The following is a 25,522-nucleotide window of genomic DNA, read 5'->3' as shown; positions in this document are numbered from 1 at the left end:
GTCGCACATCGGCACCCGATCCGCTGTCCCTCAATCGACAGAAGTCGACGAATGGCAAGCGGCAGTCGACGATGCTCTCTCACGTATCGCTCGTCTCGAAGCCGCTACACGGCAACTCAACGAGTCCACTGACCAGCGTGGACGCTCTTGGTCCCTACCTGTCGAACCAACGGAACAAGCACGCGTTCCAGTGTGGACATCACGCAGGGAATGGCTCCGCCAATTCCGGCATCACACCACCAGCCCGGCCGGCAAGGCGTTGTGCGCGCGCAACCTGATCAAGCCCGACAAGGCTTACGCAGTGGCACAAGCTCACGCACATTTCGCCGAATCCCACACCGGCCGTGGGGTCTCCGCAGCGAAATCAACGATCGCTGCCCGGGCCAAAGTCAGCGAATCTTCTGTCAACCGCGCCAGGCGAGTGCTCATCGCTCTGGGAATGGGCATCGAACACGTCCGGGGACGAAACCTCAAAACCCTGGAATTTCTGGCTGCTGAAGCCCATCACGGGGGTCAACAGCACCGCGCTGCATCGACATGGTCACTGTCATCCCCTCGAACAATCGTGGCAACGACACCTCACCGCAAACTCGCCAAGACGCGACCGTCTCGCGCCTCTGAAAGAGCAACCCGCCACAGAGCTCGCAACTCTCTGAGGCCCGACGTCAACCGCGTCAATCAGCCCCACAGCAGTCGACCAGGGCCGATAGGAACTGACACCCTATCTAGTGTTGGTTTTTTATCTTTTGAAGTTCTTCCGTTAGGAAGAACTCACCAACGCGCGCACGCGCGAGCCCAGCTCACAACAAAAAAACGAAGCACTTCTCCGATGACACCCCGGCCTCTGGCACTTCAGAGGACTGCAGCCGAACTCGTCAACCATGCGCCGGCTCTCAGACCGCCCGGACATATCGGGGTGATCTGTGATCTTCTCCGCGATGTCAAAATCGATACGACGCGATGGACAGGACGTGACATCGCACAGACGCTCTCCCGAGACACAGCAGATCGGGGGTGGATCTGGCCAACAAGATCAAGCCTGATCTCACCGTTGGCATACCTCAGACGCAGGCTCGATGGGATCGACTGGACCGGAGAATCACCCAGTGAACAGCGTAAATCGGCCGACCTGGCGCGAAAGAGGGAACAAGAATTACTTGAAAACTCACATGTGCAGCGTACGAAAATGGCAGCGAACCCGGAGCACCGCGCCAAGATCCTAGCCAGCATTCGGGCACACCTGACATGCAAGCAGCAACATTGAGGCTTTCGTGGTCCCCATCAAGCCAGGCGATGCACGTCCAAAATCGCGCTTACGATGACCGACAAGCGTTGCCGAGAAGGGTTGCGGTCCGTGGCACAGCACCCTGATCGCCACAGGTGTAAATACTCATGGCGACGTTGATCGGGACACGAAGAACCAGGAGGACAACATTTTGATCTAGTTCGCGGAACTCCACAGCCATTTTCGGAGAAACTGACCCCGCCCGAACCAGTCAATGGCGGGCTGGCGGTCCGCTTGTCTGCGCTTGAAGAACGCTGCGTTGGTACTGGTTCAACATCCGAGAGGAGGTTGAAACGACTGCCGTTTCCTCCAATGCAGACGCGTCCGTAGGTATTCGGATCGCCTATCGGTCATATCTCTCCGAGACATGTACCTGACTGAGCATCTTTATTTGCGCAGGTAAACGGCTTTTTGTGCAGAGAAGCATGGTGCGATCACTGCGTGTGACGCATGCTTTGCGAGGCATCCTGGTCGCGCATGCCATACATGCAATGCATGCCTTGCAACGCACGCATTGCATGTATGGCAGCGCTGTTGCGTGAAACGGTGGGCCCCCTTGCGTCGTTCGCAGCCGTCGGCACGGCAGCGCCGGCATCGTGCACGGGATACTTGTAGACGGGAAGCTGTCTCCATCCCCTCCCCCACTCGGTCGAGAAGTGCGTGTGTTTCGGCGTTGCGATTCATGCGTCGCTGTATTCGAAATGTGCCCACCCGAAAGTTCTGCTCGCAAAGCGGCGAAATCAAGCCTGACGGAACTGATTCTTCCCACCCCGTCCCCAAGCCTAATTTCGTCACTGTGACGTAAAGTTAGTGCCTGCTCGGACTCGCTTCGGTGATTCCGTCGCGGCCGAACTTCGACTGATCCGGATCTCCACACGTCCCTTCCCCTACACGTCCGGGTTCACACCGCGACCGACCTTTCGCGCAGAATTTTCGTTTCACCGCGGGCCCCCGCTGTGTCCTGAGATGATTCCGCAATGTTGTTCGTGAGTTAGATGAGCACCCCGACTGGCAGTCAGTCGGCTGTATCTCTCAATAGAATTGGAACCCCTCCCCCGATCAGTGCGGTTGTTCGTCCCCACGGATGTCTCAGTGTTTTCACCATCCGTGCGGTTCACGTGAGTCCTTCCTTCTGCCCTGGATGTTCGGACGCCGATGGAAGTGAGATATGTTCTGGCCTTCAAAGGGGTACCGGGTTCTATTGAAGTGCCCCTGGCGCGAACATCAGAAAGTTTCTGAAGTGGCAGGCTGTCTTGCCCCCCGCCTCGCAAGGTTGGCGCGTTCCTTCCATCCGCGGCAAGGGCGGCGCATTGGCGGATGGCTGGGCAGGACCGCTCGCGACGGTTGAGCAATTTGTTCTGTGCGCACAGCGGAGATTGCTGAACCCTATATTTCCGCCTTTAGTCAGTTGGCTGCCCAATAGCGTCCCTTCGACTTCCACGAAAATCTGACGGAGACGGACTGTCACACGTTTCGATTCGGTGTCTGAAACGTCGCGCTATCGGGTGATCGTGGCAGCTAAGCTGCTCTCGGTCGGCCGAGCTTTGCAACAACGTGTGACACTCACGGCAGATGTTTTCGATTCGTTCGGTGCCAATGAGTGCATTGACCTGCTATTTTGCGCGTCCATGCAATGCATGCACTGCATGCAGAAAAGCAAAAGACGTGCAATGCATGCAAGGCGTGTTCTGCTAGCGCTGCATGGCGTGCGTGCATACGTTGCATAACGTGTGATGCGTGAACTGCATGCATGGTGTGGACTGCATGCACCGCATCGCGTGCGTGCGGAGGTAGCGCCGCGAGCAGTGCATGCATAGCATGCCGTGCGTTGAAGGTGATGAGTGCTTAGCTTGCGAGGTATGCAGTGTGTGCAACGCATGCGGGGTTTGCGAACGATGCATGGATAGCGTGTCGAGCATGGCATGCACAGGGTGCGGGGCACGCATGGTCAGCTATGCACGCGCTGAACGCAAGGGTTGCACTTGACGCAACTCGTGCATAACACGCACAGAGTGCAAGGATTGAACGCCACGCATTACATGCGTGTTATGCTACGCGCGCACGTAATGCACAGTGTGCGTGGTTAGCGAGCGGAGCAGGCTTAGCATGCGGTGCTCAGATCGCTCGTAACGCACAGTCTGCATGCATCCCACGTACAGCGTGGATTGCGCACACAGCAAGCAATGCACATATTGCATGCAGCGCGTGGTTCACACGCAATGCACGCCTCGCAAGTGTCAACGCCCTCGATGAAAGGTCCGCAATGCAGCCACGCAAAATCGCACTCGGCAACCAGAAGGGTGGCGTAGGCAAGACGGCCTCCACTCTCGGGCTTGCCAGCGCCATCACCGCGGTCGGCGGAAAAGTGCTTGTCGTCGACATGGACCAGCAGGGCAATACGACCGGCGGCCTCGGCGTCACTCTCGAAGAGGGCATGATGACGGCCTACCACCTCATGAACCAGACCAGGGAAGGCATTGCAGCCGAGGCGATCATCGCCACCCCATGGGATGGCGTCGACCTCATTCCCGCGGACGAAGAGCTCGGCAAAATCGAATCGGATGGGTCGAATGACCTGGTGTTTCGCCTAGACGTTGCGTTCGAAGGGCTCGACCTTTCTCCTTATGACGCCGTGCTTTTCGATTGCCCTCCCAATATGGGCAAGGTGCTGTTCGCGGTTCTTATTGCAGCAGATGGCGTTGTCGCCATCACCGAACCCACAATCGACAGCGTCGGCGGTGTTCAGAAGCTCGAAGAGACAATCGACACCGTTCGTAAACGGGCGAATCCGAAGCTGGAATTCGACAAGATCGTGATCAGTCGTAAACGATCCACCGGCGAACATGAGTTCAGAGAGAGCGAGCTACGGGAAACCTACGGCTCGCTCGTCGCCAAGACCTCGATCCCGGAACTCGCGGCCCGCCAGGACGCGCACTCGAATCGCACTCCGATCCACCAGTTCAAGGGCGGGAAAGCATTGACACTGCAACTTGCCTACAGTGACTTGCTCGCTGAGTTGCCCATCGTGATCGGAGCCCCGGCATGAGCGTGAAGCGGGAACCTGCCATTCGCAAGACACATCCGGCTGAACTCATCCCGGAACGTCCGCCCAGGGGAGACACGACCCCTGCGGCACCTGCAGCTCCGCCACCATCACCTTCAGCGGATCTCAGTACTCGCAAAGATGAGGAGGAGAAGCTGTCGATGACCCACAACACGCGCATCAAACCTTCGACCAAGGATCGCCTCCGGCGTGGTGTCGACAAATTGCGGTACGAGACGGGCGATCGCGAAATTAGCGAGGCATCGATGACCGAGGCTGCGCTGGACGAATACTTGAAGGCCAGGGGACTGTAGGAGATTGCGTGCACGGCGTGCACGGCGTGCACGCAGTGATGGAATCTCTTTGATTCTTGATTGTGGAGTTCTGTCACGGGCGAGGGCATCTTGTGTGTCGGCTGGAAGACCTAGTTAGAGGCGCTTAGCGCGACAGCCGATAGGCATGCACGCGGGAGGCATTCCAAGGACCTCGATATTGAGAGTGGCCGGCCGTCGGGTGCGGGCGCGAGGCGAACCGCCCCCGGGGTGGGAAGTCCTTGCTGGGTGCGTGCAACGCCATCTCCCTCTCATCTGCTGACATACCGTTCTGTAGAACTTGGAAGCCTTGGCAGCGCAAAGCCTCGAGCAATTTGCGTGAACAATCCGCTGCCGTCACGCAATTCTCACGCAAAATTGCAGACCACCCCACGTCCCTCTGAGATCAACACGTACGCAGCTCGAACGACATCCCCGACGTGCTTTGACTGCGACGCAAAAAGCATCAGTCGACGCCCGGATACGACCGCCAGAAATCGCTGTCAACCCTCACCGCACGCAAAGCGGACGAAATGCAGGAGTTCCACCAGAAGAAATCTTCCGAAAACAGGAGGAGCCCCGCCGGCGGCAACCAGCGGGACTCCAGACCGAGAACACCCCTTGTAGGAAGGAAAACCCGATCATGGGTGATTTTAGTCTGCGCGCAGCGCGGATCCAGCTTGGAGCACTGATCGCCGCACTTCTCATCGCGATTTTCATCGCAATCGGGATCACCACAGGCGCATTTGTCCTCTCATTCGCAGTCCAGCGGGACCTCGCGCGCCAAGGAACCATCCCCGAAAACCTCGCATGGATCTTTCCCGTCATCGTTGACAGTGCAATCTTCGGATCCACCGTAGCCATCGTCATTCTGAGCAAACTGAAGATGCATCGACGCGACAAGTACTTCTACGTTGCTGTTGCTGTTGCGGTGGTCGCGATCAGCATCCTCGGGAACGCTTACCATGCGTTCCATTCCGCAACAGTTGCGCAACAGGCCGTTGCGGCAGGTCAGAGTATCGGCTACACGCCTCTCGCCCCCGCCGTTGCAGCCATGATCGCGATCATCCCCCCGGTGCTTGTACTCGCCTTCACACACGGTCTTGGAATCCTGATCAAAGCAACGGGTATCGCATATTCCGACTACAAAATCGAGATCGACAATGCCGCTGCAGGCGTGGGCACGATCGCTACGCAAAGCGTCGTCATGCGAAACGAAACAGCCGAAGCAGTCCAACACCCTCTCGGCGTCGTAGAAACGCATCAAGCACCGGAAAGCGCTCCGCACCAGAGCCCCTCCGAACAAACGAGGTCCTCAGTGGACCCGGAACCGTCGAAGGAAAAGGCGGCGGAGCACGCCGAACTCGAATTGTTCATTGCCACATCGGACCTGCCCGACGCTGTCAAGGACACCGCACGACGCAAGCTTGCAGACCCGACCCTCACCTGGGAGATGATCGCCCAGACGTCCGATCCTCCTGTTGCAACATCGACCTCGTGGCGCCGATACGAAAAATTCGACACCGCGGCCCGAGCGGCCGGATTCGACAACCCGCCGCTCATCGACATGCGAGCCTCCGACGTCCATTTCACCGACCAACTCGTCACTACGACGTGAGAAGCGCCGCAACGCACCAAAGTCACGCTCTCCGAGGGGCAGGAATCGCGTCATCATGGAGGGGTTGACCAATCGAAGAGTCCGCGCAGATTGCAGGTAAGGAACCGGCATTGACTGACCAAGACGACCGACGCCACTTGATTGTTCCGTCCGAGCAGCTCCAACGACCCCGACAACAACGAGCGCACGAGACGAAGGCAAAGATCCTCAAGGCGGCGGCACGCTCCTTCTCGATCGATGGGTATGCCGCCACCTCGTTGAACGACATCATCGCGGAGGCTGCCTCCACGAAAGGAGCGGTGTACTTCCACTTCGATTCCAAGGAAGCGATCGCGCGAGAACTCATCAACCACTGGTTGACCGCGCTCCGTCGAACTCGACAATCAACCGACGAATCAGGGCTGCCAGCGCTCGAGCAGTTGGCTGCATTTTTCAATGGTATGGCGGTGCTTATCGCTGACGATGCGCTGGCCCGGGCCGGCCTCAGACTCACGACAGAAGCAGGTCTCGATATCGCGGCCCCGGCATTCCGTGAGTGGGTGGAACTCGCCGGCCGACTCGTCGATACTGCGATCGCAGACGGACAGCTCCCCGCCTCCGCGGCCCAGCGCCTGGCAGCGAATCTGTGCGCGGGATTTATCGGCGCAGTTCAAGTCATACAGGTACTCGGCGACCCTGGAGATTTCACTTCGCGCATCGACGACTTAGTGAACGCGTACTTGATCTCAGATGCGTAGTTCGCGCGCTGGCGAGGTCGTGAGTAGGGGAGAGGAACCGGACTCAATTCTCGCGGTGACGTCGCCAACCGTGTACACGGTGTACTGCTAATTCCTCGACGGTAGCGAGGCAGTCGCGTCGTCGAGAGGGGCGACAACGTGTCAGGCATCGAGAGTCGAATCCCCGAAGCGCTTTGTCTCATGGCGAATATTTCAGCGATCCGAGCCGTGCCGACGTGAAGACGTGACCATCGACGGGACCGTCACTGAGACTGGAGAACACCAGATATAGATCGACCCGATGAAGACAGCGGAAACCGTGTGCGTGGGAAGGTGTGCCGCATTAGGGCCGCTGAGTACTTCATCGATCCTCGCCTCCCGTTGAAATGATCGGTTCCACAACTCGCACACGATAGTGGTACCAAAACGAATCCCATTTCGGTAACATTGGCATATGAGCACGCAGATCGCGGTACGACTACCGGACGAGATCGTGGAATTTCTCGATGACGAAGTCAGGGAACATCGCGCCACCTCGCGGGCCTCGCTAGTGTTGCGCGCTCTCGAACGGGAGCGTCGCCGTCAGATTGCCGCACGTGACGCGGAGATCCTCTCGGCCGCAACATCCGAACATGATCTGAGTGCCCTCGCCCACCACGCCGTGAATCGACAGCCAACAGGCTTGACCTGATGCGACCAATTCACGAAGCCAACCTCGATACAGTACGGCCGGTCCTCGTACTCACCCGAGAGGTGGTCCGTCCACACCTCGGGACCGTCACGGTAGCGCCCATCACCGACGAGATCCGAGGACTGTCCACTGAGGTGTCCGTCAGTACCGCGAACGGAATATCCGCCGACGCGGTGGTCAGTTGCGACCACATCACCACCATTCCCGTCAGTGCACTCGGCAACATCATCGGTTATCTTCTGCCAGCACAAGAAGAATCACTGTCCATAGCCGTGCGCGCCGCCTTCGATCTCGAATGATGACGACAGTGAACGGAAAGGATGAAACATGGCGCTGAAGAAAGGGGAGCAGTTCACGCTATTCGAGCTCGAAACACCAGAATCCGCTACTCGTTCGGACGAAGTTCCCGAACCAGACCAGCCTTCTTTGTTCGACGTTGACGACACCGCTTGTCTTGAAACGGAATCCGGCGCCGCGGAGCGCCCCCGAACCGACGGCATCGTCGCCCCTCCGGATGAGCGCTCCAACGACGTGGAACCGGAACCCACCCAGGCGTCCGAACGGGGCGCAACCGAACCGGCCGCCCTTCCTCCCGCCGGCGAGTCAGCAGACGGCCACGCCGTCATTGTCACAGCAGCTGGAACCTACACACCATCCGGCCACACGCTCACCGGCCCAGTAGATTCCATCGAAAAACTCGACAAACTCATCAGATGGGCAACGCTCACCCCGCTGGGCGCACCGGCCCAGATCTGGATCGTCGGAATCGAAGCCTGCGAAATGATCGGATGGATCATCGACCCAGGCAGCGAAGACGACGTCGACGACATGGAAATCCTCCGCACCCGCGCTGCCGAAGAACTCACCGCGATACTCCATGCCACGCTGACCCCAATGCTGACCGCAGGATGGGAACTCCGCGGAGAACCCGGCCACGTCGTTCACCTCTCCCGCACCACCGGGAACTTCACATCCATGGTCGACATCTTCATCGAACCCTACGTGTGGACCTACTGGAACAAAGACTTCGGATGGGGCAATCGCGTGGGAGACATGGGAATCCTCGGATCACCCACCGCCGGAACCTACCTCCCCGACGACGACCTCCCCGCTGCACAGGAACTGGGACGCCGACTCGCCTGGTGCGCACAACACCTCGGCGTACTACCCGGCCCCACCCCAGCACGCACCGGCGCCGCCATCGTCGACAAGATCAAACGCGACCGCACCCGCAGCGGTAAAGGAATCGTCGTCACCGTCGGTGGACCCGTCCCACCGCTGGACGGCGAACCCCGCGGAGATCTCGAACCTGCAGTCGGATGGACACGCATCCCGGACCTCGAAGAACTCGCCGACACAACACAACTGGTATCGATAGACCAACGAGCGGCATACCTCGCTTCCGCTGGCATGCTCGAATTCGGCTACGGAAAACCCCGACATCTTCGCGGCGAGAACGCGCTCGACGCTGCCCGGCAACCGAAAACCCCGTTCGGACTCTGGCATGTAACCCTCCCACCCGGTGACATGCTGGCACTCCCACCCGCTCTACCGTTGCCTCACCCACACATGCTCGCCGACCAACCTGTCCAGACCTGGATCACCACCGTCAGCCTCGACGCACTGCAAACGTCCATCGCAGATGGCGGAATCGGCGCAGAACTCGACGACCTCGACATCACCGAAGCATGGGTCTACCCCGAACAAGGTCGAGCTCTCGACAAGTGGGCCAAGATCCTCCGCGAAGCCCGCAAAGTTGCCGTCGACACCGGCGACACAGCAATGAAACGGTTCATCGGCGCCTGCTACAAGGGCTACATCGGCCGAATGGTCAACCCCGACATGTGGACCGCCAAACAAATGCAACACCACCACCAACCGCTCTGGCGAGCAGCGATCATCGCACACTGCCGCTGGCGAGGCCGTCGCGTCGCGATGCGCATCGCTCGCGAAACCGGCCGATGGCCACTGCGCACGGTCACCGACTCCTGGGTCTACCCCCTGCCCCCGGGCATCGACATTGCAGACGACAGTGATGCACTCGGGAAGATGACTCTCGAAAAGCACGCACCGCTCACCGACGACATCACGGCTATGTTGACCGACGCCCGCGACACCCACGAGATCAACCTCGCACTCAAAGCTGCGTTCACCGACGAAGATGAAGGAAACATATAGTGGCCCTGCATCTTCCAAAACCACGATCTACCAAACCCGCACAAAAGACCGTCGGCTTGGACGGCCTCAACGTATCCGTCTCGACAGCAGCGACCAGCGGGATCGAAAAGTCCAAGTCAGTCAAAAGTGGGGGATTGGCCGGACTCACCAGCAAAGTCTCCGTACGTCAGCTCCGTACTGAAATCGGTAAAGAAGGCCTGCGGCAAGCAGCTGTCGACGCCGGGAGAAAGCCCCCATCTGACCGAACACTGCGCCGCTGGGCGCAGCAAGGACGAATCCCGCACCCCGACGTCACCGAACGTGCGCAACGGCGAGCCGCCATCGAACGTCTCGGCGGAATCGACGCTGTCGCAAAGAAAATCGGCCGTTCACGATCTGCGGTCTCTCGTTACCGTTCCGGCGAAACGAACGAGCTGCGCGCCGATGCGAAAAGGAAACTCAAGAACGTCAAAGCTCGCGACATCATGGACCGCGCCGGCGTACTACGACCCGACGGACAACCCAAGAAGGCCACCATCCGAGTCCGCGGGGGAGTGTCCGTCCGCAACGGCTCCGAGGAAGGTTACGACTACCGAGTGCGTACCCTCGACTTCGCGAACTCCGACAGTCCCTTCAGTCTCGACGAAACACGGGAACTCGCCATGGCTTTGGCCAATGACGATCATGCCCGGGTGGTGGCGATCCTCGAACGTCACGCCACAATGGACTACCCCGAGAACAAGGGTTTCGACCAGTACGGTGACGAGTTCGGATTTCACTTCGACTCCATCGAATCCGTCCACATCGACTGGACGTAGAAGCTGCCTCCCGGTGTGCCGGACAGGACGGGGAATTCCGTTCTCGGACCCTCGGATCGAACACCCACATCGATCAGCCCGTCTGTCAGGTCTGGAATCGAAGGTGCTCTCAGTCGGGGTCGTCAGGTTTGGCAGGCAGTTGGGAGTCGAGTGCGGAGACGGTGGCTTCGACTGCTGCCGCGATCTCGTCGTCGGTAGGAACGAGAGCGCGAACCTGGGAGGGGAGAGTCTCATAGGTGTAGTCGGCTACGGCGAGGGGTGCAGTTGTGCCGGCAAGCGAATATCGGACGACGTTGTCGTTGCGGCCGGCGCAGAGCAAGATCCCCACAGTCGGTGCGTGGATGTCCTTGTTGCGGAGGTTGTCGTCGATCCACGAAACATAGAAGCCGAGCTTCCCGACATACTCCGGTTCAAACCTGCCTACCTTCAACTCGACGACGACGAACCTCGCTTGCACCCAGTTGAAGAACAGCAAGTCGATGTAGAAATCCTGATCACCGACCTCGAAATGGTACTGACGTCCGACAAAAGCGAACCCATGTCCCAGCTCGAGAAGGAACTGCTCCAGCCGACGCATCAGCGCGGACTCCAGTTCCCGCTCCGCGACACGTTCGCTGATATCGAGAAAATCGAAGACATACGGGTCACGCACCAACTGTTGAGCGAGATCGGAATCCTCGGCTGGAAGATGATCCCGAAAGTTCGATGGTGCCGCACCGATCCTGCGACGTAAACCGCTGTTGATCTGATTTTGCAGCACATTGCGCGACCACCCGTGTTCAGCAGCAGTTGATGCATACCAGTCGCGGTCGGACTGGTTATCGAGTTTGTCGAGCAATACCGTCACATGACCCCACGGCAATTGGCCAACAGCTTGTTGGCCAATTGCATCGCGCCCCCAGATGCTCGCCATCTGCCGCATGTACTTCAGATTGGTTCGCGACAAACCACGCATGTCGGGAAAGGCGGATCGGAGATCGACGGCGAGCCTGTCGATCACCTTTGAACCCCAGCCCTCGGCCTCCTGACGCTGCACGATCGCGTGCCCGATGTCCCAATAGAGGCTGAGGAGTTCGGTGTTGACGATTCGGGTGGCGCGAACTCGCGCTTGCCGAACTTGCGACTTGAGATGATCGAGAAGCTGGGTGTAGTCGGCGGGCAGTTCGGCTGGAGCATTCACCCGTCCATCTTTACCCAGCGCTACTGGGAACGCCCACCGGACATGCCCCCACGGGACACCGCAGTCCGCAGGCGTGGTGAATCGGGTGGATGCGCACTCGACGCATGAACGCCCCTCGCGCTGCTCAGTTCTTCACAGGGCGCGTTGATCGGAGTGAATACGTCCAGCACCATAGCGGCCCTCACCTGAAATCGGGCGCTTCAGACCAGTCCGCGCGCGGACAGGTACATCGTGTTCCCTGGTAGAGAAAGGTTCTCATGCCGTTCCTAGGTTCGACCATCCACCGTCCGGTATGCATGCTGATGACGGCAACAGTCGCCGCAGCCTCCATCGCTTTGATGTCGCCGGGCATCGCGTCCGCCCAATCGAACGGATGCTCGAAGACTTTCAACCTGTTCATCCCGGGAACCTGGGAAACCGCAGAAGACGCCGATCCCTCGATTCCGGTCGGTATGCTCAAACCGATCGCCGACAGCCTCGCGGACAAGCACGGTAGCGCGGCCCAGATCTACACTCTGCCGTACATGGCCCGAGCCTTCGACAACGGAAAAACCTACGCAGACAGCAAGTCTGATGGTTTGACGAGGGCGAAGGATGTGATCTCCGAGATTGCAACGAAGTGCTCTGGCATCAAGTTCACCATCACCGGCTATTCTCAGGGTGCGGACATCACAGGTGATCTTGCCTCTGAAATCGGCAATGGCTCCGGCCCCATCAAGGCAGAGCAAGTCCTCGCGGTCGGGCTCCTCGCCGATCCCGGTTCCGGAACGAACGGTGAAGCAGTCATCGGCCCGAAGCCGTCAGGAAAGGGTATCGCTGATCCGCGGCCGCAGGGCATGGGGAAGCTGTCGGGCCGGGTCGCGTCGATCTGCGATCCGAAAGACCTCTACTGCTCGATCCAGAAGGGTTCGAGTCCGCTGCTTGGATCGCTGGGTTCAGTGCTCACCGACGCTCCGAATAATGGACGTGATGGCCAGGTAGACGGCAATTCACACCTGGCCACCGCACTGGCGTCAGATTTCTCCCAAGCCGACCTTCCCAGCCTCGCCACAGCCACTGGCAATCTGACCAGTGAACTGTCGAAGACGGACGGCACAGTCGACCTCGAGAAGGTCGCCTCCAACGCGACAACTCTGGCGAACACCATCAACCCGCTCGCTGAACTACTCGGCTCCGGTGCCGCCAACCCTGCAGCGAACGGGCAACTCGCTGCAGCTGCCGCCGGGACGGCTGAAAACAATGCCAGCCAGGTTCTGGACAAGGCCAGCCAATCGGATCTCAGCAGTGCGCTCTCGACAGTGACCGCGATCGCCGACACCGCGAGCAAGCTCGCTAACAAGGGCTCCACGACGCTGCCGGCCGCATCTCCGGACCTGACCTCCCTGTCGACTGCTGCTGGCAGCCTCGACAGCCAGATCGCCCCGCTCCTGGCGACACCGAGTGACGTCCTCAGTACCGCGTCTGGAGTTCTCTCCGTCCTCAAACCCACGGTAGTCGTCAACCAAGCTCTTAACGTCGCCACCGGCATCACCTCCCTGGACATGCCTGCGATCCTGGCGAACCTGAACCTTCTTCCACAGAAGGTCGCCGCGCTCGACGCCCACGGTGCCCACAAGATCGCCGGGGATCTGAACAACCAGGTCTCCCCGCTGGTGAAAATGGCTTCCGGTGTCGATCTGAAATGGGTCTCGCAGGTCCTGTCGGTAATCCCGGATCCGTCCGGCTACTCGCAGGTCGCCGCCCTCGTCGCGTCGATCCTGGGAGGCGTCGACATCATCAAGCTCGCAAACCTCGTTGGGCAGGTGCAGGAAATCGCTTGGGCCGCAGTCGAGAAGCTGCTCCCACCGCCAGGACAACTCCCGGACCCACTCGGTGCCGGGGCTGCCATGACCGGCCTCGTCCCGGTCGGACTCGAAATCGCCTCTGTCGCGGTCAACATGCTCTCCGGTAAAGCTACGAAGACTGATCCGACGCTGCTCGGCAAGCAGTCCGCGACGGCCGCGTCCACCGATACCGCGCAGGCACAGGATCTGGATCTCCCAGCACTGGCCGGCGCGTTGACCACCATGGCCAACTCACAGGGCGCTAACGACCTTGCCTCCTTGGTAGGGGAGGGACTCGACGCGGCGTCCTTCTTCGCCTCCGGAGCGCACCAGAACTACAACTCTCTCGTCGTCGACAACGCGGGCCGCAATGCGATCCAGTGGATCTCCGAATGGCTCAATCTGCAGATCGGACGCGCAGCATGATCCGATACCGCGCCCACAATCCGGCTTCTCAATGCTCACATAACGAAGGGATGTTCCACGTCAGCCCTGGGCCCGAAGCGGGCATCATCGATCGCGAACATCCACGCAAGCAAGAGTTCGGGCTCGTCTCACCCGGACACGTCGAAAAAATCGGGGCACAAAGGATCGGCAGCTTTCGATGTCACTTCATTCACTCAACGAGAGATTCCGCAGAACGGTCTTACCGCAACGGAAGTTGAGGAGCCTCAAGTGCGTCAGTCGAAGATGGTTTCCACCAATAGTGGCAGAAGAGCGGCTACTCCTCGCGGGTTGACGCCACCCTCACCGAAATGCTCTATCGCCGAATAGAAACCGCTTGCGACGAATATGATCTTCGCTGCCTGCTTCCAGGACTCGCTTGCGTAGAGGACGAGGGCGGAAGCGGTCGATGTCGGCGGGACGGGTGCATTCTCCGACTGTTGGGCGGGTCCAAGAGTCAGCTATTTCTTTCCTCGTTCAATCTGGTGTCTGGTGTGGTGTCACGCACGCACATCTCCTGTAGCAAATTGCTACAATGAACTTGGTGTTGTAGCGAAGGAGGAATCATGACAGAAGTCGTCGACAAGGTCACCAGATTCTCATCAGAGCTCGTCGATGCCGCGGCAGCAGAAGGACAGCGAGAGCATCGCTCGGCACGCCAGCAGCTCGAGCACTGGGCCCGGGTCGGTCGCGAGGTGTCGAACCAGCGACAGGTCGCACGCCAGCGTGTCGAGGCCGCCCTCGCCGGCCGTATCCCACTGAACGTGCTCTCCGCTGAAGAAGGCGCGGTATTCAACGCCGAGATTGCAGCCACCCTCGAAGAATCGATCGCGACCGGTAACCATGTCGCCGAACGCGCTGTTCAGGGGCGCGCAACGATTTCGCTCGACGAGCACGGCCGGGTTGTCAAGTATCTGCCTGACGGTTCGCAGATCGTCTTGTGAGACGTCTTGATCTTGTCGTCGGACCGAACGGTGCCGGCAAATCGACGTTCGTCGAGCAGCGTCTCACGCCGCTGCTTCCGGGCAGCGTGTTCGTCAATGCGGATGTAATCGCCAAGGACCGCTGGCCTGATACTGCCGAGGAACATTCCTATGAGGCCGCGCGGATTGCGGCGACCATGCGCGGGGCCCTGATCGAGCGGGGGGAGTCGTTCATCGCCGAGACGGTATTTTCGCATCCATCGAAATTGGAGTTGATCGACCATGCGCGCCGGGCCGGTTTCGTTGTCGTGCTGCACGTGGTCCTGGTTCCGGTCGAGTTGTCGGTCGCTCGTGTTGCCGGGCGGGTTGTCGAGGGTGGGCATTCGGTTCCTGAGGTGAAGATTCGAGAGCGATTCGAGCGGCTGTGGTCGCTGGTCGTCGATGCGATTGATCGGTCCGACCATGCGACCGTTTACGACAATACCGCCCCGGATGTCACGCGCATCGTTGCCCGGTTCGTCGACGGCGATCCGGTCGGCGAGATTGCCTGGCCAGCATGGACTCCGGCTGAGTTCCGGAAAGCACAGAAATAGGTTTTCGATCCCAGCCAACGCTCAGCGACGGTGACCGCACATATCTTTGTGTGCCTTCCAGGTGCTCGCCGAATCGAAGTAGCAGATCCTCGCGACCCTCGATACGGGGTAAGCCGACACCCACATGCTTGGGCTGCCGCCATCGCGCCCACAGGGCGCCGGCACGACGTACGGGCTGGCGGGAACATCGGTAACGACGTGAATTGTGGTGCCCCGGGGCCACCGCATGGCAGGCATGGAACCCACCGCCGCCGACCTCGAAAGCGGGCCGCCGGCAACTACGCGGAGAAATCGCCGGCGACAAAGCCGTCGAAATCGCAGTCGCCGCAGCACTCGCCGAATGCGAGGGAACACAGCCCGGGTGAACGATCCCTACGAGATCGCCCGTTATCTTTTAGCTGGTCCTTGAAACCGAGGGCTACGGTCGCCAGACCCGGTATGACTTCTCGCCCCTGTCATCAATGATCCGGGGGGTGGTGTCGCCGGGTGTGGGGGCGTCGACGGACCGCTGATAGGGACAGGGCCGCTGATCGTGAGCAGGTCTCTTCATAACGTGGGTGTCGGGTGTTGACGTCGGATCGGCGACCGGTGGTAACCGGACAAAGGACTGCTTCATGGACACGAGTTACGCCGTTTTTTGCGGCATCGACGTGGGAAAATCCGAACATCACGCCGTCGGTCTCGCCGTCGACGGAACCCGTCTCTACGACAAAGCCCTACCCAATGACGAGGGCCGCCTGCGCGCTGTGTTCGACCGCCTCGCCACACACGGGCCGCTGTTGATCGTCGTCGATCAGCCCAACACGATCGGCGCCCTGCCGGTCACCGTCGCCCGATCCTGCGGGCACCAGGTCGCGTACCTTCAGGTCTGTCGATGCGCCGCATCGCAGATCTGTATCCCGGGCAAGCCAAAACTGATGCGCGGGATGCGTTCATCATCGCCGACACGGCCCGGACCATGCCCCACACGCTGCGGCGAGTAGATACCGGCGATGACACACTCGCCGAGCTGGATGTGCTGATCGGTTTCGATGACGATCTCGCCGGCGAAGCAACCCGCATCAGCAACCGAATCCGCGGACTGCTGACCGGCATTCACCCCGCGCTCGAACGAGTCCTCGGACCGCGTGTGACACACCCGGCAGTGCTCAAGATCCTGTCCCGCTGCGGTGGCCCCGCCGGCATCCGCGCTGCTGGTAAACGAAAACTGACCGCTATCGCCGCCAAAAACGCACCCAGGATGGGGGCAAGGCTGGTTGCGGAGATCTACGCCGCACTCGAGTCTCAGACGGTAGTGGTGCCCGGGTCCGCGGCTGCCGAGACTGTTCTACCCAAACTGGCGGACTCGCTCAAAGAGACACTGCAACAAAGTAAAACAATCGCTGTGGACGTCGAGAGGATGCTCGATGCCCACCCTCTTTCCTCGGTCCTGATCTCGATGCCAGGCATCGGAATCAGGACAGCACCACGCATCCTCCTCGAAGTCGGTGACGGTTCGGCATTCAAATCAGCCGGACACCTCGCCGCGTACGCCGGCATCGCACCCGTGACCCACCGATCCGGAACCTCGATCCGCGGTGAACACCCCGCGAGGTCGGGCAACCGGAAACTCAAACGAGCACTTTTTCTTTCGGCCTTTGCCGCGCTGCACGACCCCACCAGCCGCGCCTACTACGACCGAAAACGAGCCGAAGGCAAGAAACACAACGCGGCGCTCATCTGCCTCGCCCGCCGCCGATGCGACGTCCTATTCGCCATGCTCAAGACCAAAACCCTCTACCAACCGCCCACAACTCAAGCCGCTTGACAGAAACCATAGGGACACCCCCCGGAGTCCTCAACAACAAATACGGCATCAGCCAACCCGTGAAAATCGCCGTGGTCGAACGCGAAGCCGCGCTACCAGGGCATTCTGCATCAGCCCATCACAGGAAATTTCGACTTCGAACACCTCAAAAAAATTCGCCAATTCATCCTGCAAGACGTCTACGACTGGGCCGGCACCCTCCGCACCTTCGACACCGGCGCCGATGGCATGAACCTCCCACACTGCCGACCTGAAACCCATCGAAAACCAAGCAGCGTTCAACTTTCGCGGAATCGCCAAAGGCAACTTCCCCCAAGGACTCCCGAAAGGCCGCGCCGTCGAGCGACTCGCCTACCACTGGACGAAACCACTGTCCTGCAACCGTTCCGGGACCTGTTTCCGGGCACTTCGAACACCGGCTGATCGAACAACTCCTGCTCTATGGAGGGCAAGCGAACCGAGGCGTCGGTGACCATCGGCTTGGAAGTCACGGCACGACCCTCACGGTATGCGTCGACGAATCGGGTACCCACGTTGCACTCGACGTCGACGGACAGCCCAAGACCGTGCTTTGCGCAGGACCGGCGGGATACCCGGCCTGGCGTCAGGCATGCTGACAGTCGAGCAGGCGATCTCCGCGAGTGCGTTGGTGGTTCCGTCCATCCGTGGCGCTGCCGGACTGCGGCGAAAGGCAATACCTTCGCGATTTTCGGTCCCTGGCGGGTCTGGTTCTGCACGCCAGGCTCGGCGGAGACAGACGTCGTGAGGGTGATAGTTGACTACGACATCCCCTCAGTGCACAAGCGGCGGAAGCTATCCGTCGCCGAAATGGCGCAAAACCGCCAGGCAATGCCACCCGTACGCAGCCGTTCCCTGGAGAAATCATCGGGGATCGTGGGTTCTTCACTGACCTTGGGGACCGACTCAGCGCACGCGAGTTTGCGAACTGGGTAATGGAGATCTTCGACCGACATTGAATGGATTTTCGGCTGTTTCGTTGCGGAAAGCCGTATGTGCGTGGTCATCCACACCGTCGTCGGCAACGAATGTCGTTCAGCAGGTTTGCCTGCATCCATCCCGAGTTGATTGGAGGTGCTCTGGTGGTACTTGATCGAAGAGTATGCGGGCGGTGCAGCGATTTGCTCAGAAATCGTCCTGATCGGTACCACGGGGCGAGTTGGATGCCCCCTGCGCTGCCGCGTACTGCACTGCGCCTGGATTCGTGCAATGGATGAAGACGTCACCACAGATGAATTGGCCAGTCTCTATGCGCTCGACGCGGTCTCGCACGACGAACGGCTGCGGATCGAGCGGTGGCTCGCTCTGGCTGATTCCGTTCGGAGGGACGATTTCTTACGCGAGGTCGCTGAGGTGAGGTCGACGATGGAGGTCCTCGCAGTAATGACGGCAGTCGATCCCCCTCCACGTCTGCGTCGGCGGTTGCGGGCGCGGGTGTTGCGGCATCAGCATTCAATTCGGTACAGCGGTGAAAGTGCACAACCAATACGCAGAGACCTTTCAAAAAAGATCGGTGCGATGGTAGCGGTGGCGATCGTCTTCGTCGGCGGAGTTGCCGGGGCTGTCGTATTCGATCGGGAAAGTGAAATTCCGGGTTTGGGACAGATTGTGGCAGTTTCGGATGCACGGACGATGCACACTGACGTAGTCGGCGGTGGAACCATTGTGACGACTGTGTCGGATCTGCCGCGATCGGTAACGGTGGAGGCCAGGGGACTCGAAGATGTGGCACGAGGCGGGTCGGAATTTCAGTTGTGGATGGTTTCGACAGCGGGGCCCTCGACTGTCGATGCAGGCCGATTGGACGACCGACGAGTAATTACGGGGATCGAGGGCGTCGATGCTCTGATGGTGACCGTAGAACCTGCCGGAGGGTCGAAACAGCCGACACAGCGGCCGGTTGCTGTCATATGGTTGGCGTGATGGTCGGTATCCGAAAGCGTGAGACGAGGTCTGGCGGGATACACGCGTCCTGGTGTACGCGAGTACGGAACATCTGCCGCAGCCAGCTGTTTCGCTTCTATCTGGTCGGTGGCGCAAGCGCTGGGGTATACCTGCTGCTCTTCCTGATCTTCCGTGTCTACTGCGCATCGCAAATCGCGAATATGTTGGCGCTTTTGCTTTCTGCGATAGCCAATACAGCGGTGAATCGGCGATTCACCTTCGGGATTCGAGGCCCCGCGGGAATCATCAGGCAGTATCTGCAAGGACTGGTCGTCTTTGCTCTGGGATTGGTCGTGACCAGCGGCGCATTGTTGGTGCTGCACTCCGGAGTACCGGAACCTTCTCGGATGCTAGAGGTGTCAGTTTTGGTCGCCGCGAACTTGATTGCCACGATCGTGCGGTTCCTCGGGTTACGACGGGTATTTTCGGGCGAGCATGTTCCCACGTGAGTAGTGGTCAGCCTGTGCGGTCCTTGTTCGATGTCTCGCTTGATGTTTTCGAGGGTTTTCTTGATGTTCCCACGCCGAAAATCGGCGAAAGTCTTTCCTCCCGTGGCGATCTTGTCGAACATGTTCGCCGCGGTCACTGTGCACTACGTGGTCCACCGCGCACGCCCCGTTGGTTGTGGCCGTCGAATTCCATACCGGGGTACGCTTTCGCCTGGCGGATATGCATGGTCGCTCCCATATTTTCTGGACTCCACGTGCCGATGGGCGTCGGATCGCTGATGAGGTCGTACAGGGTCGAGGGCGTTTGTTCGACCACAATGTTGTCAGATACGCGTGGATTCGCGTGCCATGTCGTTATGCCTTGTCGTCGAGGGGTTAAGCCGAGCTTCCGTGGTTGAGAGAGTTTACGGCCCTGCAGAATTGGCTTGTAGGTGAACAGTGCGCCGCAACAGGGCGAAGATCGGCGAGGTAGTCGACATCGCGCAGCGTCGCCACGGGCAATACCCGTACTCCGATGTCTCTCAGCGCGGCTCTCGTTCGCTCGCCGGTGTCCGGCTGCGAAGTGGGGATGGCAGCAATGGCAGCCGCAACGACTGCGTTCTGCACGCCGATCACCCACCAGCCGCCATCTTCGGCCATCCCGAGAACTGCTGTGGGAGAGCTGCATTGGAGCATTCTTCCCGCGCGCAGCAGCAGTTGCGGTGTCAGCTGCGGTGTGTCCATGCCGATCTGGACTATCGGACCGCTGACGATGGCAGCGGTGTCAGAGTGCGCGTGAACCAGACGGTGACCGAGATCGCGCCCGCGTTGCTCGATGACGATGAAGTCCTTCAGTGCATCTCGAACGTCGGCGCCGCGCACCGCATCAGTGAGATCGCCGGTGATCGCGACGATCCGGTTGCGTACTGGGGTGGCGGCGACGACCTGCAGTGTGTCGAGTAGGGCGGCGGCGGCTATTTCGGCGGCGGCGCGATCACCGACGTCGGCCGCGAGTCGCGTTTTCGCCAGTCCTGGTACCGGCGCCTTTGCCACCACCAGAACGGCGAAGTCGTCGTGGTTCGATGTAGTAGTCACCCGATCACCTTCCAGAAGTCGCGAATCGCTCGGATCGTGCCCAACGTTGATCCGGACACTTTCGAGCGGCCGGCGGTGCGGCTCCGGTAGGCGATGTCGCGCTCGGTGACGGTCCAGCCCGCCTTCGCCGCCAGGACGAGAAGCTCGAGCGGATATCCGGATCGGCGATCGGTCACTTCGAGATCGATCAGCGATCGTGTTCGAGTCACCCGGGCAGCCCCGATGTCGTGCACGGGTAGTCGATATTTCGTGCGCAGTCGCGCAGCGACGAGCGCGTTTCCCCATCGCGCGTGGAGCGGCCAGCGGCAACCGCGTTGCGGGATACGCCGTCCTACGACGAGATCGGCTCCGGCCGCGAGATCTGCGATCATCGGCGGCAGTTCCGCGGGGTCCATCGAACCGTCGCCGTCGAGTACGCACACCACAGGTGTCGTGGTGGCCAGGATTCCGGTGTGGACAGCTGAGCCGTAGCCGGGCACCGGCTGGCGCATCACACGGGCGCCGTGGGCACGTGCGACATCGGCGCTTCGATCGGTGGAATTGTTGTCCACCACTATCACCGTGTAGCCGGGAGGTACCCGATCGAGCACCCCGGGAAGCGATCCGGCCTCGTCGAGGCATGGAATGACGACGGTGACGTCGGTCGGTTGGATTGCGGCAGCCTCAGACATGCGGAGGCCCCGCAATCTCGCAGTCTCGTAGTGCCATCGTCGCGAAATCGCGAAGTCCGTCGGCTGGCATGATGTTCGCCCGAAAACCCAGCTCGTTCGCGGCGCGCACAGGGCTGGCTACCACGTGCCGGACATCTCCGGCCCTGTAGTTGCCTGTGATCGCGGGCGGAGGTCCACCGTAGGCATCCGAGAGCACATTAGCGACTTCACCGATGGTGATCGGCTGTCCGGAGCAGATGTTGAAGGCACCGAAGCCGGGCAGCTGTTTCTCGATCGCAGCGACGTTGGCGCCTGCGACATCACGAACCTCGACGAAGTCCCTCGTTTGCTTGCCGTCCTCGAATACCTGGGGTGCCTGACCGGATTCCAGGGACGAGCGAAACATGGCGGCGACTCCGGAGTACGGAGTGTTACGCGGCATGAATTCTCCGTAGACATTGTGATATCGCAGCGCCGTGACCGATCCGCCCGTCGACAATGCCCAGGCGAGAGCGTAGTTCTCTTGGGCGAGTTTGCTTGCTGCATAAGTACTTCGGGGCCGGAGCGGGGCGTCTTCATCGACGGCTTCCCAGGTCAGTGGTTGTCCGGTGACCGGGTCGCGATTGTCGAACATGCCCGCGTCCAAGTCATGCCGTGTTCGCTCTGGTGGAATCACCGTCACACCGCCGGCGGTGCGGTAGCGGCCGTCGCCGTAGACAACCATCGAGGAACCCAAAACCAATCGCATGCAGCCTGTTCGGTGCATCGCGGCCAGAAGGACGGCGGTTCCGAAATCGTTGTGACTGGCGTAGGCCGGGGCGTCGTCGGCATCGACGCCGGCTCCCACGACCGCAGCTTGATGACAGACCACATCGATCCCTCGGAGCATTTCGGCCATGGCGTCGGGGGATCGTACGTCGACGACGTGGATCCCTGGAGGTGTCTGGGGTGCGGCGCCGTGGGCGGAGGGCAGCATCGCGTCGACGGCAATCACCTCGTGCCCCCTCCCCGCGAGAGCGCTGCGGATATGTCCACCGATGAAGCCGGCCGCGCCGGTCAGCAGCACCCTCATCGCGTCGGCAGTTCGATGGGGAGTGTGACTCCGTCGTGAACGCGGCAGCTCTCGCACGCCCCATCGGGTGCCGACCCGATCGAGGCTCTCACCAGTTTTTTGAACGGTCCGAGGTTGCGTTCGAACTCGGCGAATACATCGACCGCACGCACCCCGTCACCGGCGTCGATGCCGGCGTCGAGATCGGTGACCAGTCCGATGGCGACGTAGCATTGCTCGAGTTCACGCGCGAGTACCGCTTCGGGATGGCCGGTCATGTTCACCAACGTCCATCCTTGGCGGGCATACCATTGGCTTTCCGCACGGGTGGAAAAGCGTGGGCCTTCGACGACCACCATGGTCCCGCCGTCGATCGTGTCGGGCTGCAGCGCTGCCAGGCGCAGCTGCGCGCAGTACGGGTCGGCGAATTGGACGTGCACGCCACCGTTGTCGAAGAAGGTCTGGGCGCGGCCGCTGGTTCGGTCCACAAGTTGGTCAGGCACTACCACTGCGCCGGGTCCGAAGTCTGCCGACAAGCTACCGACCGCGCACGGCGCGAATATCCTTCTGACTCCGAGCATTCGCAGCGCCCACATGTTCGCGCGGTACGGAACTGTATGCGGAGAGAATTCGTGGTTGCGCCCGTGCCGCGCCAGGAACGCGACCCTGCGCCCTTCGACGTCTCCGACCGTGATCGGGGCGCTGGGAGCTCCGTACGGCGTGTGCGGTGTCACTTCGATCGAGTCGTCGTCGAAGAAGGAATAGAAACCACTTCCACCGATCACTGCGATGTCGGCGAAGGGGAGGGCGTGATCGGTGGTCTTCGTCATCGTGTGTCCTTAGGTGAGTTCTCGTCCGGTCCTGGCGGGTACCGAGTTCGGAGTTTTCGTCGCTCACCAGTTGGTGAGGATCAGATGGTTGATCGCCAACGCGGTGCTCGCTTGCACTGCTAACCAGAATCGGTGTGTCTGGCGTGGCAACAGGGCCGGCGCCGCGAGGATCCACATCTGGAATGGCAGCCAAATGCGTTCTGTTTCGGCCTTGCTCAGTGCGCTCAGGTCGGCGACGATCACCGCAAGTAGACCGGCGAGCACCATCACGTTGACCGGCGAGAGGGCGCGTAATTTCGACCACGTCAGAACCCGTGGCAGCGCCGCGGCGGAGGCAAGGCCCACCGCGCAGATCAGCGACGCGAAATTCGCCCATCCCCAGTAGGCGAATGGCCGCGAGGATGCGATGCCTTGGTAGTAGCGCTCTTGTACGAGCAAGTAGCCGTCGAACCACCAGAACCCGCACGCGGTGAACACAGCCGCCACCGCGAGGGCTCCCGGTACGGCGCCGACCAGGGGCCGGGCCGTGCGCGTGACGACGAGTACGGCGACGGCTGGAACCGCCATCAAGGCCAGCCCGTAGTTCAGGTAGAGCCCCCACCCGAGCAGGACGCCTGCCGCAACCGACGAGAAGAACTGTCGCCGACCGCTTCCGCGTGCGGCGATGGCCAACAAAGCGATACCCCACGCCGCTACTCCGGCAAACAGTGCATCCGCGGAGACCGCCAACCAGATCGCCGCGGGCGCCAAGGCCAGAAACGGCGCGGCGCGACGCGCCATGGTCTCGTCCCCGAGCGCGCGCAGGGTGAGGATCACTGCGGCTGCAGCGCTCGATCCCACCGCCACGCACAACGCGGATGCCCATGCACCTGCTCCGAGCCCGATCCGGTCGAGCCACACGAAAGTCAGCACCGCGGCCGGGGGGTGGCCGGAAACGTGTGTCGTCCACGAGTCGGGCTGGAAATCGAGTATCCGATCGCTGAATCCGGCAAGGGCGGAAGGGATATCCGTGATCCCGTGTACTTCGTGCAGATACTCATCGCGTGAGGTCAGCCGGCCGGCGAATCCGCGCTGCCACCCGTCGATCATCGCCAGCGACATCGCCCAGATCGCGGAGGTTGCCCAGGTACCCAAGACCAGACGGCGCCACGGGAGCGCTGCGGCGACGCGCGGCCCCCACATCACGACCGCTAGCGCGACGACCAGGGCGACCGGGGTGCCCCAACCGAGGTGAGCGTCGACGAATCCGAAGAGCGGATTCGCGTCGGAGAAATCCTTGTAGGACTCGGTCGTGTTGTCGAGGATCGGAGTCACCGAGCCCAACCCGAGACGGGGCACGACAAACGCGGCCACTACGAGCATCAGCGCCAGTGCTGCTCCGATGAAATCGCGTAGGAGAAAGTTGCGTATGCCGTCCGTCTGCATCACTGCGGACTCGATGCTGTGAGCCAGACGAAACATCGATGGCCTACCTCCACCGTGCGAGCAACTCGTAATCCCGCGTCGGCAGCGATAGAGGGGACGACTTCCAATCCGACGGTGGCCCAACTGAACCAATGTCCTTTTAGAACGTCGGTTTCCCACCTCATCTTTCCGACCCGGATGCCTTGTGCGGCGGCCGGCGGTTCCACTTCGGCAATGACGACGCCGCCCTGTGCGAGGAGTGTCGCCGCCCGGCGCAGTACCCGGAGCGGGTCTCCGTCGATGCCGATGTTTCCGTCAGCGAGCAGGACGTGCGCCCAATGCCCCACGAGCGGTAACGGATCGAAGATGTTTCGGTTGACCGCATGTGCTCCGCGGCTGATGGTCATCGCCACTGCGGTCTCGGAAGTGTCCACACCCAGAGCGTTCACCCCCCGAACCGTCAGCTCGGCGGTGAGTCTTCCTGGGCCGCAGCCGAGGTCGAGGGTAGGGCCGGTGCAGTGGGCGAGCATGATGGCATCTGCGTATCGGTCAGCGGGTGTTGTGCGTGTGTCGCCCATCCAGCGTTCGAGCGGTGCCTGTCGGCGGATGCCGGAGTCGTTTGTCATCCAACACGGGAGTCCTTGAACAGCGCGTTGAAACACGACATCTGTCGATACTGGGTCGGCCGATGTG

20 protein-coding genes and 1 pseudogene are annotated in these 25,522 nt (G+C 60.7%); 14 read left to right on the top strand and 7 right to left on the bottom strand.

The window, feature by feature from the left end:
- The first annotated feature begins 3,548 nt into the window (after window positions 1–3,548).
- The 8 genes from GJB56_RS29535 (at window position 3,549) to GJB56_RS29500 (ending at window position 10,639) form a co-directional block, all read left to right on the top strand.
- Window positions 3,549–4,331, top strand: a complete 783-nt coding sequence (locus GJB56_RS29535) for a ParA family protein (protein ID WP_007733691.1) — start codon at window positions 3,549–3,551, stop codon at window positions 4,329–4,331.
- 158 nt (window positions 4,332–4,489) lie between these two features.
- Window positions 4,490–4,642, top strand: coding sequence for a hypothetical protein (locus GJB56_RS31800; protein ID WP_007733689.1), 153 nt, complete (start codon window positions 4,490–4,492; stop codon window positions 4,640–4,642).
- Window positions 4,643–5,282: 640 nt separating this feature from the next.
- Window positions 5,283–6,257, top strand: coding sequence for a DUF2637 domain-containing protein (locus GJB56_RS29525; protein WP_113683894.1), 975 nt, complete (start codon window positions 5,283–5,285; stop codon window positions 6,255–6,257).
- 110 nt (window positions 6,258–6,367) lie between these two features.
- Window positions 6,368–6,994, top strand: coding sequence for a TetR family transcriptional regulator (locus GJB56_RS29520; protein WP_230091242.1), 627 nt, complete (start codon window positions 6,368–6,370; stop codon window positions 6,992–6,994).
- Window positions 6,995–7,427: 433 nt separating this feature from the next.
- Complete coding sequence (locus tag GJB56_RS29515) at window positions 7,428–7,664, top strand: YlcI/YnfO family protein (protein WP_113683896.1); 237 nt, start codon at window positions 7,428–7,430, stop codon at window positions 7,662–7,664.
- Complete coding sequence (locus tag GJB56_RS29510; RefSeq protein ID WP_113683897.1) at window positions 7,664–7,963, top strand: type II toxin-antitoxin system PemK/MazF family toxin; 300 nt, start codon at window positions 7,664–7,666, stop codon at window positions 7,961–7,963. Before GJB56_RS29515 ends, GJB56_RS29510 begins: the two co-directional genes overlap by 1 nt.
- Before the next feature lie 28 nt (window positions 7,964–7,991).
- Window positions 7,992–9,842 (top strand): hypothetical protein, encoded by a 1,851-nt coding sequence (locus tag GJB56_RS29505; protein ID WP_113683898.1) that lies wholly within the window; start codon window positions 7,992–7,994, stop codon window positions 9,840–9,842.
- On the top strand, window positions 9,842–10,639 hold the full coding sequence (locus tag GJB56_RS29500) for a hypothetical protein (protein ID WP_113683899.1): 798 nt from the start codon (window positions 9,842–9,844) through the stop codon (window positions 10,637–10,639). The genes GJB56_RS29505 and GJB56_RS29500 overlap by 1 nt, the downstream gene beginning before the upstream one ends.
- A 109-nt stretch (window positions 10,640–10,748) precedes the next feature.
- On the opposite strand, the gene GJB56_RS29495 is transcribed toward GJB56_RS29500, so the two are convergent.
- Window positions 10,749–11,819, bottom strand: a complete 1,071-nt coding sequence (locus tag GJB56_RS29495; RefSeq protein WP_113683900.1) for a PDDEXK nuclease domain-containing protein — start codon at window positions 11,817–11,819, stop codon at window positions 10,749–10,751.
- Window positions 11,820–12,115: 296 nt separating this feature from the next.
- Between GJB56_RS29495 and GJB56_RS29490 the strand changes: the two genes are divergently transcribed.
- The 6 genes and pseudogenes from GJB56_RS29490 (at window position 12,116) to GJB56_RS29465 (ending at window position 19,820) form a co-directional block, all read left to right on the top strand.
- On the top strand, window positions 12,116–14,068 hold the full coding sequence (locus GJB56_RS29490; RefSeq protein WP_230091249.1) for a cutinase family protein: 1,953 nt from the start codon (window positions 12,116–12,118) through the stop codon (window positions 14,066–14,068).
- A gap of 584 nt (window positions 14,069–14,652) precedes the next feature.
- Window positions 14,653–15,030: a TA system antitoxin ParD family protein gene (locus tag GJB56_RS29485; protein ID WP_113683902.1), complete on the top strand. Its 378-nt coding sequence runs from the start codon at window positions 14,653–14,655 to the stop codon at window positions 15,028–15,030.
- Window positions 15,027–15,602, top strand: coding sequence for a zeta toxin family protein (locus GJB56_RS29480; RefSeq protein WP_113683903.1), 576 nt, complete (start codon window positions 15,027–15,029; stop codon window positions 15,600–15,602). The genes GJB56_RS29485 and GJB56_RS29480 overlap by 4 nt, the downstream gene beginning before the upstream one ends.
- A gap of 614 nt (window positions 15,603–16,216) precedes the next feature.
- A pseudogene (locus GJB56_RS29475) lies at window positions 16,217–17,409 on the top strand (IS110 family transposase).
- Window positions 17,410–18,636: 1,227 nt separating this feature from the next.
- Window positions 18,637–19,350 (top strand): anti-sigma factor, encoded by a 714-nt coding sequence (locus GJB56_RS32140; RefSeq protein WP_154606712.1) that lies wholly within the window; start codon window positions 18,637–18,639, stop codon window positions 19,348–19,350.
- Window positions 19,350–19,820, top strand: coding sequence for a GtrA family protein (locus GJB56_RS29465; protein WP_162793442.1), 471 nt, complete (start codon window positions 19,350–19,352; stop codon window positions 19,818–19,820). The genes GJB56_RS32140 and GJB56_RS29465 overlap by 1 nt, the downstream gene beginning before the upstream one ends.
- A 375-nt stretch (window positions 19,821–20,195) precedes the next feature.
- Here the strand turns inward: GJB56_RS29465 and GJB56_RS29460 are convergent, their stop codons facing one another.
- The 6 genes from GJB56_RS29460 to GJB56_RS29435 all read right to left on the bottom strand — a co-directional run bounded on the left by GJB56_RS29460 (window position 20,196) and on the right by GJB56_RS29435 (window position 25,455).
- Window positions 20,196–20,894: a TIGR04282 family arsenosugar biosynthesis glycosyltransferase gene (locus GJB56_RS29460; RefSeq protein WP_113683906.1), complete on the bottom strand. Its 699-nt coding sequence runs from the start codon at window positions 20,892–20,894 to the stop codon at window positions 20,196–20,198.
- Entirely contained in the window at window positions 20,891–21,565 is a 675-nt protein-coding gene (locus GJB56_RS29455; protein WP_113683907.1) for a glycosyltransferase family 2 protein, read from the bottom strand. Before GJB56_RS29455 ends, GJB56_RS29460 begins: the two co-directional genes overlap by 4 nt.
- A complete protein-coding gene (locus tag GJB56_RS29450; protein WP_113683908.1) occupies window positions 21,558–22,616 on the bottom strand; it encodes an NAD-dependent epimerase/dehydratase family protein in 1,059 nt (352 codons plus the stop codon). The genes GJB56_RS29455 and GJB56_RS29450 overlap by 8 nt, the downstream gene beginning before the upstream one ends.
- Complete coding sequence (locus GJB56_RS29445) at window positions 22,613–23,425, bottom strand: S-methyl-5'-thioadenosine phosphorylase (RefSeq protein ID WP_113683909.1); 813 nt, start codon at window positions 23,423–23,425, stop codon at window positions 22,613–22,615. The genes GJB56_RS29450 and GJB56_RS29445 overlap by 4 nt, the downstream gene beginning before the upstream one ends.
- A 63-nt stretch (window positions 23,426–23,488) precedes the next feature.
- On the bottom strand, window positions 23,489–24,850 hold the full coding sequence (locus GJB56_RS29440; RefSeq protein WP_113683910.1) for a hypothetical protein: 1,362 nt from the start codon (window positions 24,848–24,850) through the stop codon (window positions 23,489–23,491).
- The gene (locus GJB56_RS29435; protein ID WP_230091241.1) at window positions 24,850–25,455 is read right to left on the bottom strand and encodes a methyltransferase domain-containing protein; all 606 of its coding nucleotides are present in this window, start codon (window positions 25,453–25,455) and stop codon (window positions 24,850–24,852) included. The genes GJB56_RS29440 and GJB56_RS29435 overlap by 1 nt, the downstream gene beginning before the upstream one ends.
- Window positions 25,456–25,522 lie beyond the last annotated feature (67 nt).

The organism is Rhodococcus sp. AQ5-07, from assembly GCF_009707305.1.
Lineage (GTDB): Bacteria > Actinomycetota > Actinomycetes > Mycobacteriales > Mycobacteriaceae > Rhodococcus_F > Rhodococcus_F erythropolis.
Note: the sequence above shows the minus strand (reverse complement) of the source record. Positions and strands in the feature narration are given on the sequence as shown.